General features: G+C 73.3%; 11 protein-coding genes. 6 read left to right on the plus strand and 5 right to left on the minus strand.

Annotation, left to right across the window (positions count from 1 at the left end; translation table 11 throughout):
- Positions 1–14: 14 nt before the first annotated feature.
- On the plus strand, positions 15–980 hold the full coding sequence (locus U5640_RS04170) for a glycoside hydrolase family 6 protein (RefSeq protein ID WP_340374439.1): 966 nt from the start codon (positions 15–17) through the stop codon (positions 978–980).
- Between the two features lie 100 nt (positions 981–1,080).
- Here the strand turns inward: U5640_RS04170 and U5640_RS04175 are convergent, their stop codons facing one another.
- The gene (locus U5640_RS04175) at positions 1,081–2,097 is read right to left on the minus strand and encodes a hypothetical protein (protein WP_340374440.1); all 1,017 of its coding nucleotides are present in this window, start codon (positions 2,095–2,097) and stop codon (positions 1,081–1,083) included.
- Between the two features lie 272 nt (positions 2,098–2,369).
- Here U5640_RS04175 and U5640_RS04180 point away from each other — a divergent pair, with 272 nt between their 5' ends.
- Genes U5640_RS04180 through U5640_RS04200 form a run of 5 tightly spaced genes read left to right on the plus strand, consistent with a single transcriptional unit; the run spans position 2,370 to position 9,781 of the window.
- Positions 2,370–6,071, plus strand: a complete 3,702-nt coding sequence (locus U5640_RS04180) for a nitrate reductase subunit alpha (protein WP_340374441.1) — start codon at positions 2,370–2,372, stop codon at positions 6,069–6,071.
- Position 6,072: 1 nt separating this feature from the next.
- Positions 6,073–7,623, plus strand: coding sequence for a nitrate reductase subunit beta (narH, locus tag U5640_RS04185; RefSeq protein ID WP_340374442.1), 1,551 nt, complete (start codon positions 6,073–6,075; stop codon positions 7,621–7,623).
- A complete protein-coding gene (gene narJ / locus U5640_RS04190; protein ID WP_340374443.1) occupies positions 7,620–8,408 on the plus strand; it encodes a nitrate reductase molybdenum cofactor assembly chaperone in 789 nt (262 codons plus the stop codon). The genes narH and narJ overlap by 4 nt, the downstream gene beginning before the upstream one ends.
- Positions 8,405–9,157: a respiratory nitrate reductase subunit gamma gene (gene narI, locus U5640_RS04195; protein WP_340374444.1), complete on the plus strand. Its 753-nt coding sequence runs from the start codon at positions 8,405–8,407 to the stop codon at positions 9,155–9,157. Before narJ ends, narI begins: the two co-directional genes overlap by 4 nt.
- 42 nt (positions 9,158–9,199) lie before the next feature.
- Positions 9,200–9,781 (plus strand): hypothetical protein, encoded by a 582-nt coding sequence (locus tag U5640_RS04200; protein ID WP_340374445.1) that lies wholly within the window; start codon positions 9,200–9,202, stop codon positions 9,779–9,781.
- Between the two features lie 181 nt (positions 9,782–9,962).
- Here the strand turns inward: U5640_RS04200 and mshA are convergent, their stop codons facing one another.
- The 4 genes from mshA to glyA all read right to left on the minus strand — a co-directional run bounded on the left by mshA (position 9,963) and on the right by glyA (position 14,899).
- A complete protein-coding gene (mshA, locus tag U5640_RS04205; protein ID WP_340374446.1) occupies positions 9,963–11,327 on the minus strand; it encodes a D-inositol-3-phosphate glycosyltransferase in 1,365 nt (454 codons plus the stop codon).
- Entirely contained in the window at positions 11,324–12,184 is an 861-nt protein-coding gene (gene fdhD / locus U5640_RS04210; protein ID WP_340374447.1) for a formate dehydrogenase accessory sulfurtransferase FdhD, read from the minus strand. The genes mshA and fdhD overlap by 4 nt, the downstream gene beginning before the upstream one ends.
- 4 nt (positions 12,185–12,188) lie before the next feature.
- Positions 12,189–13,571 (minus strand): L-serine ammonia-lyase, encoded by a 1,383-nt coding sequence (locus U5640_RS04215; RefSeq protein ID WP_340374448.1) that lies wholly within the window; start codon positions 13,569–13,571, stop codon positions 12,189–12,191.
- A 68-nt stretch (positions 13,572–13,639) separates the two neighbouring features.
- Positions 13,640–14,899, minus strand: a complete 1,260-nt coding sequence (glyA, locus tag U5640_RS04220; RefSeq protein WP_340374449.1) for a serine hydroxymethyltransferase — start codon at positions 14,897–14,899, stop codon at positions 13,640–13,642.
- Positions 14,900–14,902: the final 3 nt, after the last annotated feature.

Consider the following 14,902-nt stretch of genomic DNA (forward strand, 5'->3'; position numbering starts at 1 on the left):
CCGAGGTACCCGTCATGCGCCGCAGACTCCTCGCCCTGGCGGCAGCGCTCTGCTCGCTGCCCTTGGCGCTCGCCGCCGCCCCGTCCGCCCACGCGGCCGACCCGACGACCATGACCAACGGGTTCTACGTGGACCCCGACTCCAGCGCCAAGCGGTGGGTCGCCGCCAACCCCGGTGACGGCCGGGCGTCCGCGATCAACGCCTCCATCGCCAACACGCCGACGGCGCGTTGGTTCGGCTCCTGGAGCGGCACCATCGGCACCGCCACCGGCGCGTACGCGGGCGCCGCGGACGCCCGGGACAAACTGCCCGTCCTCGTCGCCTACAACATCTACAACCGCGACTACTGCGGCGGGCACTCGGCGGGCGGAGCCTCCTCGCCGTCCGCCTACGCGAACTGGATCACGCAGTTCGCGGGTGGGATCGCCGGCCGCCCGGCCGTCGTCGTCCTCGAACCGGACTCCCTCGGGGACTACGGCTGCATGTCCCAGGCCCAGATCGACGAACGCCGGGGCATGCTGAGCGGAGCGATCGCCGCGTTCAACCGCCAGGCCCCCAACACCTGGGTCTACCTCGACTCCGGCAACCCGGGCTGGGCGAGCGCGGCGACCATGGCGCAGCGCCTTCACGAAGCCGGCCTCCGGCAGGCCCACGGATTCTCGCTCAACGTCTCCAACTACCTGACCACGGCCGAGAACACCGCCTACGGCAACGCCGTCAACAGGGAACTCTCCGCCCGGTACGGCTACACCAAGCCGTTCGTCATCGACACCAGCCGCAACGGCAACGGCTCCAACGGCCAGTGGTGCAATCCCTCCGGCCGCCGGATCGGCACCCCCACCCAGCTGGGCGGAGGCGCCGAGATGCTCCTGTGGATCAAGGTCCCGGGTGAGTCCGACGGCAACTGCGGCGTGGGAAGCGGCTCCTCGGCCGGCCAGTTCCTGCCGGAGGCCGCCTACAAGATGATCTACGGCTACTGATCCGCAGCCGCCACCCGTCCACCGGTCGGGCCGGTCCCGTCGCAGCGGGACCGGCTCCGTCATCACCGGCGGCACCAACGGACGCGGCTCGGCCCGTCCGTCAGCCGCGCCCACCGTGACCGCTCCCCGGCCCCCGGTCAACGGGCGGCCGTACGCAGTCCGCCGGTGCACGCGGTGTGGGGGCGCCGTCCGGGCCGTAGCCGAACCGGATCACGACCTGGGGGCAGCACCGCGGCCTCGGCCCGGCCGTCGCCGCCCGCAGGTCCGGCCACTCCATCGCCTGGTGCAGCATCGAGGTCCGCACCCCGTGCGCGGTCGCCGTGAGCAGCACGCGCTGGAGCGCCTGCCCCGCGCGCAGCCAGTCCTCGGGCCGGTCGTGGGACGTCCACAACAGGGCCACCTGGACATGCCGTTCGAAGGGCAGGGTGGGCAGCCGCGGCGCGGGCAGCGCGCCGACGAAGTCCCGCACGGGCACCCGACCGGAGGCGTCCCGCGGCCCCAGGGCCGTCACGGGGATGCCGTACGCCGCAGGGGCTCCCGGGACGGTGAGCCAGGTGCGCGCCTCGGACGCACGGGCCGGGTGCACGGCGTTGCGGGACTCGGCCGCCGCCGTCAGGCGCAGCAGGCGCCGCGTCGCCACGATGTCGGGAACGTCCAGGTGCGCGCCCTCGGCCCGGGCGGCGACGGTCATCTCGTGCACGACCGTGTCCGGCACGGTGCGGCCGGTGAACGGCAGCCGGCTGGTGTGGCGTCGCTCGATCTGCCGGTACAGGTCGCGCAGGGACGCCTGCCCGCCCGCGGTGGTGCCGGTCAGCTGCACCGAGGCCAGCAGGTCCGGATCGTCCGCGGCGGAGCACAGCCGGACGGCGGGGTCCCAGCCCAGGTGCTCCGCGGCCACCCGGAGGTTGAGGACGGCCGCGCCCACGGAGAGGTACTGGGCGCGCCGCCGGGGATCGGCCTCCGGCAGCTGTCGCTCCCGGTCGAGGCGGACCAGGACCGACCTGGTGTCCGGGTCCAGGCCGAACCGCCAGGGCTGCGTGTTGTGGATCGACGGCGCGGCCACCGCAGCGGCCAGCAGGGCCTGGACGGCCGGGGCGTCGACTTCCCGGGTGTGCATCACGGCTCCTTCACCAGGTTGCCTTCCGTGCCGTCCACTCTGCGCCGCCGTCCGGTCCGGGAGGAGGGTTGACCGGCCCCGGCCACGGGCCGTACGGCCTCGATCGCACGCCGGCCCTGGGGGCGGGTCCTTCCGCGTTCGCGTCGCCGACCGGGGCACGTCCCCGGGGCCGTTGGGCCCTGCTCGCGGCGGCCGGAGAGGGCCGGAAGGCCGTCGGGCCGGGGCCGACGGCCCCGGGTCGCCGCAGGGGTGTGCCGCCTAGCGTTCCGGCCATGGAGAACGATCGCAACGCCGGACGCCGGGAGCCGCACGCCGGTGAGGGCTGGCCGCTCGCGGCCCGCAGACTGCTCACGCGCGGCGAGGTGTCCGCGGACGGCCGCGCGGTGTTCGGCACGGGCGACCCGCACTGGGAGGGCTTCTACCGCGACCGCTGGGCGCACGACAAGGTGGTCCGCTCCACGCACGGGGTGAACTGCACCGGTTCCTGCTCGTGGATGGTGTACGTCAAGGACGGCATCATCACCTGGGAGCACCAGGCCACCGACTACCCGTCGATCGGCGCCGACTGTCCCGAGTACGAGCCCCGGGGCTGCCCGCGCGGCGCGTCGTTCTCCTGGTACACGTACTCCCCCGGCCGGGTCCGCCACCCGTATGTGCGCGGGGCGCTGCTCAAGCTGTGGCGCGACGCCCGGCGGCGGCTCGGTGACCCGGTGGCGGCCTGGGCCGAGATCACCGGCGACCCGGCGAAGGCCCGCGCCTACAAGCGGGCCCGGGGCAAGGGCGGCCTGGTGCGCGCGGACTGGGACGAGGTGTCCGAGCTGGTCGCAGCCGCCCAGGTCCACACGGTCAAGACGTACGGCCCCGACCGCGTCGCCGGTTTCTCCCCGATCCCGGCGATGTCGATGGCGTCCTTCGCGGCCGGCGCCCGGTACACCTCGCTGATCGGCGGCACGCTGCTGTCGTTCTACGACTGGTACGCCGATCTGCCGGTCGCCTCGCCGCAGGTCTTCGGCGACCAGACCGACGTACCGGAGGCCGCCGACTGGTGGAACGCCGGCTATCTGATCATGTGGGGGTCGAACATCCCCGTGACCCGGACGCCGGACGCGCACTTCCTCACCGAGACCCGCTACAACGGCACCAAGGTCGTCGCGGTCAGCCCCGACTACGCGGACAACGTCAAGCACGCCGACGAATGGCTCGCCCCGCACCCGGGCACGGACGGCGCGCTGGCCATGGCCATGGGGCATGTGATCCTGCGCGAGTTCCTCGTCGACCGCGAGGTGCCGTACTTCCGGGACTACCTGCGCAGTTTCACCGACGCCCCGTTCCTGGTGACGCTGCGCGAGCACGGGGAGCGGGGCCTGGTCCCGGACGGGTTCCTGACCGCGGCCGATCTCGGGCACGAGACGGAACACGCCGGGTCGAAGACCGTGCTGCTCGACGCGGCCACCGGTGAGCCGGTCGTGCCGAACGGCTCGCTCGGCTTCCGCTGGGCGCAGCACGACCCGGGGCACTGGAACCTCGAACTGGGCTCCACGGTGCCCGAGTTGAGCCTGCTCGGGCGCGCGGAGGAGACCGTGGCCGTGGCCCTGCCCCGGTTCGACGAGGGCGGCACGGAGGGCGGCTCGGTCATGGTGCGCGGGGTGCCCGTGCGGCGCGTCGGCGGACGGCTCGTCACCACCGTGTTCGATCTGCTGCTGGCGCAGTACGGGGTGGAGCGGCCGGGTCTGCCGGGCAGTTGGCCGTCGTCGTACGAGGACGCCTCCGAGCCCTGCACCCCGGCCTGGCAGGAGACGATCACCTCGGTGCCGGCCGAGCAGGCGGCCCGGATCGCCCGGGAGTTCGCCCGCAACGCCGAGCGCACGAACGGCCGGTCCATGATCGCACTGGGTGCCGGCACCAACCACTGGTTCCACTCCGACACCATCTACCGCGCCTTCCTGGCGCTGCTCACCCTGACCGGCTGCCAGGGCGTCAACGGCGGCGGCTGGGCGCACTACGTGGGCCAGGAGAAGGTCCGCCCGGTCACCGGCCAGCAGCACCTGTCGTTCGCGTTCGACTGGCAACGGCCCACCCGGCACATGGCGGGCACCTCGTACTGGTACCTGAACTCCGACCAGTGGCGCTACGAGGCGTTCGGGCCCGAGGAGCTGGCCTCCCCGCTGGGGGAAGGGAGGTTCAAGGGGAAGGGCTTCGCGGACTGTCTTGCGCAGGCGGTCCGGCTGGGCTGGACGCCCGGGCACCCCGGTTTCAACCGCAACCCGCTCGACCTGACGGACGAGGCGGCGCGGGCCGGCCGACCGGTCGCCGAACACATCGTGGACGAACTGACGTCGGGGCGGCTGCGGTTCGCCGTGGAGGACCCCGACGACCCGGCCAACTTCCCGCGGGTGCTCACGGTGTGGCGGGCGAACCTGCTCGGCTCCTCCGGCAAGGGCAACGAGTACTTCCTGCGGCATCTGCTGGGCACCGACGCGGCGGTCCGCTCCGCGGAGACCCCGCCCGAGCGCCGCCCGAAGGACGTGGTGTGGCGGGAGGAGGCGCCCGAGGGCAAGCTCGACCTCCTGGTCTGCATGGACTTCCGGATGACGTCCACCGGGCTGCTGGCGGACGTGGTCCTGCCGGCCGCGACCTGGTACGAGAAGGACGACCTGTCCAGCACGGACATGCACCCGTTCGTGCACGCCTTCACCCCGGCCATCGCGCCGCCCTGGCAGGCCCGCACCGACTACGACGCCTTCCTGACGATCGCCGACCGGTTCAGCGAGCTGGCCGTCGAGCACCTCGGCACCCGCACCGACGTCCTCGCCGTGCCGCTGCTGCACGACACCCCGGACGAACTCGCCCAGCCGGGCGGGGTGGTGCGGGACTGGAAGACCGGGGCGTGCGAGCCTGTCCCCGGGCGCACCATGCCGAAACTGGTCACGATCGAGCGGGACTTCACGGCGGTCGCGCAGAAGATGCGTGCCGTCGGCCCGCTGCTCGACACCCTGGGCACGACCACCAAGGGCGTCACTGTCCACCCCGACCGGGAGATCGAGGACCTCAGGCACCGCAACGGCACCGTCCGTGACGGTGTCGCCGCCGGGCGGCCCTCGCTCGCCACCGCGAGCGACATGTGCGAGGCGATCCTCGCGCTGTCCGGCACCACCAACGGGCGTCTGGCCACCGAGGGCTTCCGGGAGCTGGAGCGGCAGACCGGGGCCGAGGGGCTGGTCGCGCTCTCCGCCGAGCGCGAGGCGGAGCGGATCACGTTCGCCGACACCCGCACCCAGCCGCGCTCGGTGATCACGTCGTACGAGTGGTCGGGGTCGGAGACCGGCGGGCGCCGCTACTCGCCGTTCGTCATCAACACCGAGCACAAGAAGCCGTGGCACACCCTCACCGGTCGGCAGCACTTCTTCGTGCAGCACGACTGGATGGCCGAACTGGGCGAGCAACTCCCCGTTTACCGGCCCCCGTTGAACGCGTCGAGGCACTACGGCGACGAACACCTGCACGACGGGGACCGCGCGGAGGTCACCGTCCGCTATCTGACCCCGCACTCGAAGTGGTCCATCCACTCGAACTACCAGGACAACAAGTACATGCTCGACCTGTCCCGCGGCGGACCGGCGATCTGGATGTCCACCGCCGACGCCGAGAAGATCGGCGTCAAGGACAACGAGTGGATCGAGGCGTACAACCGCAACGGCGTCGTCGCCGCCCGTGCGGTGGTCACCCACCGGATGCCCGAGGGCACCGTGTACATGTACCACGCCCAGGACCGCACCGTGAACGTGCCGAGGACCGAGGTCGGCGGCCGGCGCGGCGGCATCCACAACTCGCTCACGCGACTGCTGCTCAAGCCCACCCATCTCGCGGGCGGCTACGCGCAGTTCACCTACGCCTTCAACTACTACGGCCCGACCGGGAACCAGCGCGACGAGGTCACCGTCATCCGCCGTCGCTCGCAGGATGTGGAGTACTGAGATGCCCCGTGGTGAAGCCGGTGTCGGACGTGTGATGGCCCAGGTGGCGATGGTGATGAACCTCGACAAGTGCATCGGCTGCCACACCTGTTCGGTCACCTGCAAGCAGACGTGGACCAATCGCACCGGCGTCGAGTACGCCTGGTTCAACAACGTCGAGACCAAGCCCGGCGTCGGCTACCCGCGCCGCTACGAGGACCAGGAGCACTGGAAGGGCGGCTGGATGCTCGACCGGCGCGGACGCCTGGTCCTGCGGTCCGGCGGACGGGTCAAGCGGCTGCTGTCCCTGTTCTCCAACCCCGACCTGCCCTCCATCGAGGACTACTACGAGCCGGTCACCTACGACTACGACAACCTCGTCGGCGCCCCCGCCGGGAAGGACATGCCGGTCGCCCGCCCCCGCTCGGTCCTCACCGGCCGGCCCACCGCCCTCACCTGGGGCGCCAACTGGGAGGACGGGCTCGGCGGAGCCCCCGAGAACGCCGGCGCGGACCCCAACCTCAGCGGGGCGTGGGCGGAGAAGGTGCGGTTCGAGTTCGAGCAGACCTTCCTCTTCCATCTGCCGCGGCTGTGCGAGCACTGCCTCAACCCGGCCTGTGTGTCGGCGTGTCCGTCCGGCGCCCTGTACAAGCGGGTCGAGGACGGCATCGTCCTGGTCGACCAGGACCGCTGCCGGGGCTGGCGGATGTGCGTGACGGCGTGCCCGTACAAGAAGGTGTACGTCAACCACGCCACCGGCAAGGCGGAGAAGTGCACCTTCTGCTTCCCGCGCGTCGAGGCCGGCCAGCCCACCGTCTGCTCCGAGACCTGCGTCGGCCGGCTGCGCTACCTCGGTCTCCTGCTGTACGACGCCGACCGCGTCGGCGAGGCCGCCGCCACCCCCGACGCGCGCGACCTGCTCGACGCCCAGCGCGGTGTCTTCCTCGACCCGCACGACCCCGAGGTCCGCGCGGCCGCACGGGCGTCGGGCATCCCCGAGGACTGGCTGGACGCCGCCCGCCGCTCCCCGGTGTACGACCTGGTCATGCGCTACAAGGTGGCGCTGCCGCTGCATCCGGAGTACCGCACGCTGCCCATGGTCTGGTACGTCCCGCCGCTGTCCCCCGTGCTCGACGCCGTCGACGCGGCGGGCGGCGACCAGGACGACCCCGACCATGTCTTCGCCGCCGTCACCCGGCTGCGCATTCCGCTGGAGTACCTGGCGGAGCTGTTCACCGCGGGCGACACGGACGTCGTCGCCGGTGCGCTGATGAAACTCACCGCGCTCCGCTCGTACATGCGCGGCCGCGCCCTCGGCGGGACGGGGGACGAGACGGCGCTCCGGGCCGTCGGCCTGACCGCCCGCGAGGCGGAGGACCTGCACCGGCTGCTCGCCGTCGCCAAGTACGCCGACCGGTACGTCGTCCCCGCCGCCCACCAGGAGGACGCGGCGGCGCTGACCGCCCTGGAGAACCGCTGCCCGGTCGAGACCTCGGGCGACCCCGCACCCCGAAGGACCATGCTCGGCCTGCCCACCGTGCGCCGCGACACCACCGCCGGAGACCCCCGATGAGCCCGCTGCCCGCCACGATCCCCGCCCTCGTCCGCACCCGGGTCCGGGCCGCCGTGCGCCGCCCCGCCCGGCTCACCCCCGAGGAGACGGCGGACCGGGCGCTGACCCTGCGGCTCATGTCGCTGCTCCTCCAGTACCCGGACGCCGAACTGACCTCCGCCCGAGCGGAGTTGACCGGCGCGGTGGCGGCCCTGTCGGCCACGCCCGCGGCGGAGCGGCTGGCCCGGTTCACCGACTGGTTCGCCGACCAGGACCCCGAGGCGCTGGAGCGGCACTACGTCGAGACGTTCGACCTGCGCCGCAGGAGCAGCCTCTACCTCACCTACTACCTGCACGGGGACACCCGCCGCCGGGGCATGGCCCTGCTCGCCCTCCACCAGCGCTACCGGGCCGCCGGCTGGAACAGCGCCGGTGGCGAACTGCCCGACCACCTCCCGGTCGTGCTGGAGTTCGCCGCGCTGGCCGGCCCCGGCGGTGGCGAGGCGCCGCTGCGCCTGCACCGGCGCGGGCTGGAGCTGATCCGGCGGGCGCTGACCGACGCCGACTCACCGTACCGGCATGTGCTGGCCGCGCTGCTCACCCTGCTGCCGCCGCCGACGGAGGCGGACCGGGCCGCGGTGGACCTGCTCGTCGCCGAGGGCCCGCCGAACGAGGACGTCGGCCTGGACCCGTACGGCGCGCACCCCGCCTACGGCCACGGCGAGTTCGCCCCGCCGGACACCTTCGTCCCGCCCCTCACCGCCCCGACCGTCGCCCCGACCAGTCGTGAGGACCACCAGCGATGAACGATCTGCTGCTGTGGGTCGCCGTGCCCTACGTGTGCCTCGCCGTGTTCGTGACCGGGCACGCCTGGCGCTACCGGCACGACCAGTTCGGCTGGACCACGCACACCAGCCAGCTGCTGGAACACCGCTGGCTGCGCTGGGGCAGCCCGCTGTTCCATCTCGGGGCCTTCCTGGTGATCGCCGGGCATGTGGCGGGGCTGGCGGTCCCGGCGTCCTGGACCGGGTCCGCCGGGATCAGCGAACACGCCTACCACACGACGGCCGTCGGGGCGGGTTCGGTCGCGGGGCTCGCCATGGTCACCGGGCTCGGGATGCTGTGCGCCCGCAGGCTGCTGACCCGGCGGATCCGCCTCGGCACCGACCGCAGCGACAAGGTGCTCTTCCCGCTGCTGTCCGCCACCGTCCTGCTCGGCATCTGCGCCACCGCCGCCCACAACGTGTTCGGCTCCGGATACGACTACCGCGCCACGGTCTCGGTCTGGTTCCGGGGACTGTTCGTCCTCCGGCCGCAGCCCGAGGCGATCGCCGGGGCGCCCCTGCTGTTCCAGCTGCACGCGCTGACCGCCTGCCTGCTCTTCGCGGCCTGGCCGTTCACCCGGCTGGTGCACGTCTGGAGCGTCCCGGTCGGCTATCTGGTCCGGCCGTACCTGGTCTACCGGCGGCGCGCCGCACCGGCACCGGGCCGTACGGCCCTCACGCGACGTCCCGTTCGGCCTCTGCCACCATCGAACGCCGATGCGTCACCGTGAGGAGGTGACGGTCCGGCACATCGCGCACGGAAGGGTGCACACATGCCGAAACGCGGGGGCAGGGTGTGGTTCTGGCACTGGCGGCGCAACCCGCTGCGGCGGCGCTCCGACATCGCCGAAGCGTGGATCGGCGCCACGGCGGCGGCGACGCTGCTCCTGACGGTCCCGGTCGTGGGCGTGGCGATGGCCGGGGTCGGCGAGCGCTCCGCCCTCGGCCAGGCGCGGGGCCTGCACCGCACCGCCGCGCATCTCGTCGAGGACGCGCCCACGGCACCGGCGCGGTTCCGCGGGACGGCGGACGCGTCGGTGCGGGCGACCGTACGCTGGACCGGGTCCGGCGGCTCGTCCGTGACGGGTGAGGCAAAGGTGCCGTCGGGCAGCAGGGCGGGCTCCCCCACCACGGTGTGGCTCGACGACACGGGCCGCGTCCGGCCGGCCCCGCCCACCCCGGCCCAGGCGGCATCCCAGGGGGCGGCCCTCGGCGCGACCGCCGCTGCGGGCGCCGGCCTGCTGGTCGCCGGCGGCTGGTGGGCCGCCCGGAAAGGGCTGGACGTGCGTCGCAGGCGCCAGTGGGACCGGGCCTGGTCCGAGTTCGACACCGACCGGGGCCACCGGCACGCGTAGGTCGCGGGGGTGCGTCGTCACAGGAACACGCTCGCCGTGACGCGCCGGCCACCGGGTCCTGCCCGCGGCCACGGGCACTGCGGGAAACCGGAATCGCGGACGCGCGTCAGGGGACGCGGCACGCGGGGCACAGGTCACCGGTCACGGGAGGGGTCAGGGAACGCGACACACGGCACACGGGTCACGGGGCACGGGTCACAGGACGCGGGTGGGGCCGGTGCGTGCGTAGGGCTGCTGTGTACACGTCCACCGTGGCCTTCGCCGTCGTGGTCCAGCCGAAGGACCCGGCGTGGCGGACCGCGGCCTCGCCCATCCGGGCCGAGCGGGCCGGGTCGTCGGCGAAGGCGGACAGCGCCCGCGCGTAGTGCGCCGGATCGTGCCCCCGTACGAGGACGCCGCTCACCCCGTCCCGCACGGCCACCGGCAGACCGCCCACCGCGGCGGCGATCACCGGGGTGCCACAGGCCTGCGCCTCGACGGCCACCAGGCCGAAGGACTCGCTGTGGGACGGCATGACCAGCACGGACGCCGCCCGGTACCAGTCCGCCAGCCGGTCCTGGCCGACCGGCGGTCTGAACAGCACGACGTCCGACACCCCGAGCCGGGCCGCCAGTTTCTGCAGACCCTCCGGCCGGGTCAGACCGCTGCCGCTGGGGCCGCCCACCACCGGCACCACGAGCCGCTCCCGCAGGCCCGGCCGCTCCCGGAGCAGCCGGGCCACCGCGTGCAGCAGCACGTCCGGTGCCTTCAACGGCTGGATACGGCCCACGAACAGCGGGATCAGGGCGTCCGGCGGAAGACCGAGCCGGGACCGGGCCGCGGCGCGCCCGGCGTCGACCCCGCGCGCGTCGGGCCGGAAGCGCTCCAGGTCGACCCCGGGGTGCACGACGGCGACCCGGCCGGGGTCGGCGCCGTAGTGACGCTGCAACTCCCCCGCTTCCTCGGCGGTGTTCGCTATCAGCCGGTCGGCGTCCCGCACGACCTCCGCCTCACCGGCCACCCGGGCCGCTGGTTCGGGCGTGTCGCCCTCGGCGAGGCCGGCGTTCTTGACCTTGGCCATGGTGTGCATGGCGTGCACCAGCGGGACTCCCCAGCGCTCGGCGGTGAGCCGGCCGACGTGGCCGGAGAGCCAGTAGTGGGAGTGGACCAGGTCGTAGTGGCCGGGGCGCTCCCCCGCCCAGGCCTGGCTCACCCCGTGCGCGAAGGCGCAGAGCCGAGCGGGCAGTTCGTCCTTGGCGAGCCCCTCGTAGGGGCCGGCGTCCACGTGCCGGACCAGGACTCCGGGCGCGAGGGCGACGCGGGGCGGCAGCGCGGCCGAGGTGGTACGGGTGAAGATCTCCACCTCGACGCCCAACGCGGCGAGCCGCCCGGCGAGTTCCACGATGTAGACGTTCATCCCGCCGGCGTCGCCGGTGCCGGGCTGGTGCAGCGGCGAGGTGTGCACGCTGAGCATGGCGACCCGGCGGGGGCGGTGCCGGCCGTCGGGCGGCCACGACTCGGGCCGGGCGACCGCGGCGCCGGCCGGGGCGCGGCCGTACCCGCTCATCCGTCCCGTCCCCCCGCCGCGGCGCGGGCCCGCAGGTCGATGCGCTCCTCGCCGGTGTACACGTTCATGGAGGCGCCGCGCAGGAAGCCGACGAGCGTGAGACCGGTCTCGGCCGCCAGGTCCACCGCGAGGGAGGACGGTGCCGAGACCGCCGCGAGCACCGGGATGCCCGCCATGACCGCCTTCTGCGCCAGCTCGAAGGACGCCCGGCCGGACACCAGCAGCACGCTCCGGGACAGCGGCAGTCCGCCGGACCGCAGGGCGCGGCCGATCAGCTTGTCGACGGCGTTGTGGCGGCCGACGTCCTCGCGCAGGTCCAGCAGGTCGCCCTCCGGTGAGAACAGCGCGGCCGCGTGCAGCCCCCCGGTCCGGTCGAACACCCGCTGGGCCGCCCGCAGCCGGGCGGGCAGCACCGCCAGCAGTTCGGGGGCGACCCGGACCGGCGGTGTGTCGGCGATCGGCCAGCGCGCCGTGGTCCGTACGGCGTCCAGGCTCGCCTTCCCGCACAGACCGCAGGACGAGGTGGTGTAGACGTTGCGTTCGAGCGTGATGTCGGGCAGCGGCACACCGGGGGCGAGCCGTACGTCGACCACGTTGTACGTGTTCGAGCCGTCCCGGGTGGCGCCCGCGCAGTACACGATGTTCGCCACCTCCTCGGCACGGCCCAGGACACCCTCGCTCACCAGGAACCCGGCGGCGAGCGCGAAGTCGTCGCCGGGCGTGCGCATGGTGACGGCCAGCGGCCTGCCGTTCAGACGGATCTCCAGCGGCTCCTCCGCGACGAGCGTGTCCGGACGCCTGCCCGGCACTCCGTCGCGGATCCGCAGGACGCGCCGTCGCTCGGTGACCCGTCCCATGACGTCAGCACTCGATGACGTTGACGGCGAGGCCGCCGCGGGCGGTCTCCTTGTACTTGACCTTCATGTCGGCGCCGGTGTCCTTCATCGTCTTGATGACCTTGTCGAGGGAGACGTGGTGCCGCCCGTCGCCGCGCAGGGCCATCCGGGCGGCGGTGACCGCCTTCACCGCGGCCATGCCGTTGCGCTCGATGCAGGGGATCTGGACCAGGCCGCCCACGGGGTCGCAGGTGAGGCCGAGGTTGTGCTCCATGCCGATCTCGGCGGCGTTCTCCACCTGTTCCGGGGTGCCGCCGAGCACCTCGGCCAGTCCGCCGGCCGCCATCGAGCAGGCGGAGCCGACCTCGCCCTGGCAGCCGACCTCGGCGCCGGAGATGGAGGCGTTCTCCTTGAAGAGCATGCCGATCGCGCCGGCCGCGAGCAGGAAGCGGACCACGCCGTCCTCGTCGGCGCCCGGCACGAAGTCGAGGAAGTAGTGCAGGACGGCGGGGATGATGCCCGCCGCGCCGTTGGTCGGGGCGGTGACGACGCGGCCGCCCGCGGCGTTCTCCTCGTTCACCGCCATCGCGTAGAGCGTCACCCACTCCATCGCGCGGACCGCCGGGTCGCCCTCGCTGCGCAGCGCCCGGGCCGCGGCGGCGGCGCGCCGACGGACCTTCAGACCGCCCGGGAGGATGCCCTCACGCCCCAGGCCCTTGGCGACACAGGCCCGCATGACGTGCCAGATCTCCAGCAGACCGGCGCGGATCTCGTCCTCGGTGCGCCAGGCCTTCTCGTTCTCCAGCATCAGCGCGGAGATCGACAGTCCGGTCTCCCGCGTCAGGCGCAGCAGCTCGTCGCCCGTGCCGAAGGGGTACCTCAGGACCGTGTCGTCCAGCTTGATGCGGTCCGCGCCCGCCGCCTCCTCGTCCACGACGAAACCGCCGCCGACCGAGTAGTACGTCCGCTCCGACAGCGGCGCCCCGTCGGCGTCGTACGCGAAGAGGATCATGCCGTTGGCGTGGTAGGGCAGCGAGCGCCGGCGGTGCAGCACGAGCTGGGTCGCCGGGTCGAAGTCGATCTCGTGGGCGGGGCCGATCTCCGCGCCGAGGAGGCGGATGCGCCCGGTACCGCGGATCCTCTCCACGTCCAGTTCGGCCTGTGCGACGTCGACCGTGTGCGGCTGGTACCCCTCCAGGCCGAGCAGGACCGCCTTCGGGGTGCCGTGGCCGTGGCCGGTGGCCCCCAGGGAACCGAACATCTCCGCCCGGACCGCCGCGGTCTGCGCCAGCAGGCCGTCCTGCTTCAGCCGGGTGACGAACATCCCGGCGGCGCGCATCGGGCCGACGGTGTGCGAGCTGGACGGCCCGATACCGATGGAGAACAGGTCGAAGACGCTGATTGCCACGCCATACTCCGTGAGGTCGAAGGGGCATGCCGGGCAAAGGCCGGCATGCCCCCGTGGAACGTTGTCGGTTACAGGCCGGGGTAGAGCGGGTGCTTGTCGGCGAGGGCCTCGACCCGGGCCTTGAGCGCCGCGGCGTCGTAGACCGGCTTGAGGGCCTGGGCGATGACGTCGGCGACCTCGGCGAAGTCCTCGGCGGTGAAGCCGCGGGTGGCGAGGGCCGGGGTGCCGATGCGCAGGCCGGAGGTGACCATCGGCGGGCGCGGGTCGTCGGGGACGGCGTTGCGGTTGACGGTGATGCCGACCTCGTGGAGGCGGTCCTCGGCCTGCTGCCCGTCCAGCTCGGAGGCGCGCAGGTCGACGAGGATCAGGTGCACGTCGGTGCCGCCGGACAGCACGTCGATGCCGGCCTCCCGGGCGTCCGGGGCGGTCAGGCGCTCGGCCAGGATGCGCGCGCCCTCCAGGGTGCGCTGCTGGCGCTCCTTGAACTCCGGCGAGGCGGCGACCTTGAAGGAGACGGCCTTGGCGGCGATCACGTGCTCCAGGGGGCCGCCCTGGAAGCCGGGGAAGACGGAGGAGTTCAGCTTCTTCGCGAACTCCTTCTTCGCCAGGATGATCCCGCCGCGCGGGCCGCCGAGGGTCTTGTGGGTGGTGGAGGTGACCACGTCGGCGTAGGGGACGGGGCTGGCGTGCAGGCCCGCGGCGACCAGGCCGGCGAAGTGGGCCATGTCCACCCACAGGTGGGCGCCGGCCGCGTCCGCGATACGGCGGAACTCGGCGAAGTCGAGCTGGCGCGGGTAGGCCGACCAGCCCGCGATGATCACCTTGGGGCGGTGCTCCAGGGCGAGCTTCTCCACCTCGGCCATGTCGACCAGCCCGGTCGCCGCGTCGACGTGATAGGCGACCACGTTGAACTGCTTGCCGGAGAAGTTCAGCCGCATGCCGTGGGTGAGGTGGCCGCCGTGGGCCAGGTCCAGGCCGAGGATCGTGTCGCCGGGCTGGGCCAGCGCGAACAGGGCGGCCTGGTTGGCGGAGGCGCCCGAGTGCGGCTGGACGTTGGCGTACTCGGCGCCGAACAGCTCCTTGACCCGGTCGATCGCGATCTGCTCGGCCACGTCCACGTGCTCGCAGCCGCCGTAGTAGCGGCGGCCCGGGTAGCCCTCGGCGTACTTGTTGGTCAGGACCGAGCCCTGCGCCTCCATGACCGCGAGCGGAGCGAAGTTCTCCGACGCGATCATCTCGAGCGTGGACTGCTGACGGTGCAGCTCGGCGTCGACCGCGGCCGCGATCTCCGGGTCGAGCTCGTGCAGGGACTGGTGGAGCAGAGTCATCGA

The sequence above is a fragment of the Streptomyces sp. SS7 genome (assembly GCF_037993025.1).
GTDB lineage: Bacteria > Actinomycetota > Actinomycetes > Streptomycetales > Streptomycetaceae > Streptomyces.

What these genes read in the sequence shown, in the direction of transcription:
- U5640_RS04170 (WP_340374439.1), top strand. Translation starts at nt 15, where the DNA reads ATGCGCCGCAGACTCCTCGCCCTGGCGGCAGCGCTCTGCTCGCTGCCC.
- U5640_RS04175 (WP_340374440.1), bottom strand. Translation starts at nt 2,097, where the DNA reads ATGCACACCCGGGAAGTCGACGCCCCGGCCGTCCAGGCCCTGCTGGCC.
- U5640_RS04180 (WP_340374441.1), top strand. Translation starts at nt 2,370, where the DNA reads ATGGAGAACGATCGCAACGCCGGACGCCGGGAGCCGCACGCCGGTGAG.
- narH (WP_340374442.1), top strand. Translation starts at nt 6,073, where the DNA reads ATGCCCCGTGGTGAAGCCGGTGTCGGACGTGTGATGGCCCAGGTGGCG.
- narJ (WP_340374443.1), top strand. Translation starts at nt 7,620, where the DNA reads ATGAGCCCGCTGCCCGCCACGATCCCCGCCCTCGTCCGCACCCGGGTC.
- narI (WP_340374444.1), top strand. Translation starts at nt 8,405, where the DNA reads ATGAACGATCTGCTGCTGTGGGTCGCCGTGCCCTACGTGTGCCTCGCC.
- U5640_RS04200 (WP_340374445.1), top strand. Translation starts at nt 9,200, where the DNA reads ATGCCGAAACGCGGGGGCAGGGTGTGGTTCTGGCACTGGCGGCGCAAC.
- mshA (WP_340374446.1), bottom strand. Translation starts at nt 11,327, where the DNA reads ATGAGCGGGTACGGCCGCGCCCCGGCCGGCGCCGCGGTCGCCCGGCCC.
- fdhD (WP_340374447.1), bottom strand. Translation starts at nt 12,184, where the DNA reads ATGGGACGGGTCACCGAGCGACGGCGCGTCCTGCGGATCCGCGACGGA.
- glyA (WP_340374449.1), bottom strand. Translation starts at nt 14,899, where the DNA reads ATGACTCTGCTCCACCAGTCCCTGCACGAGCTCGACCCGGAGATCGCG.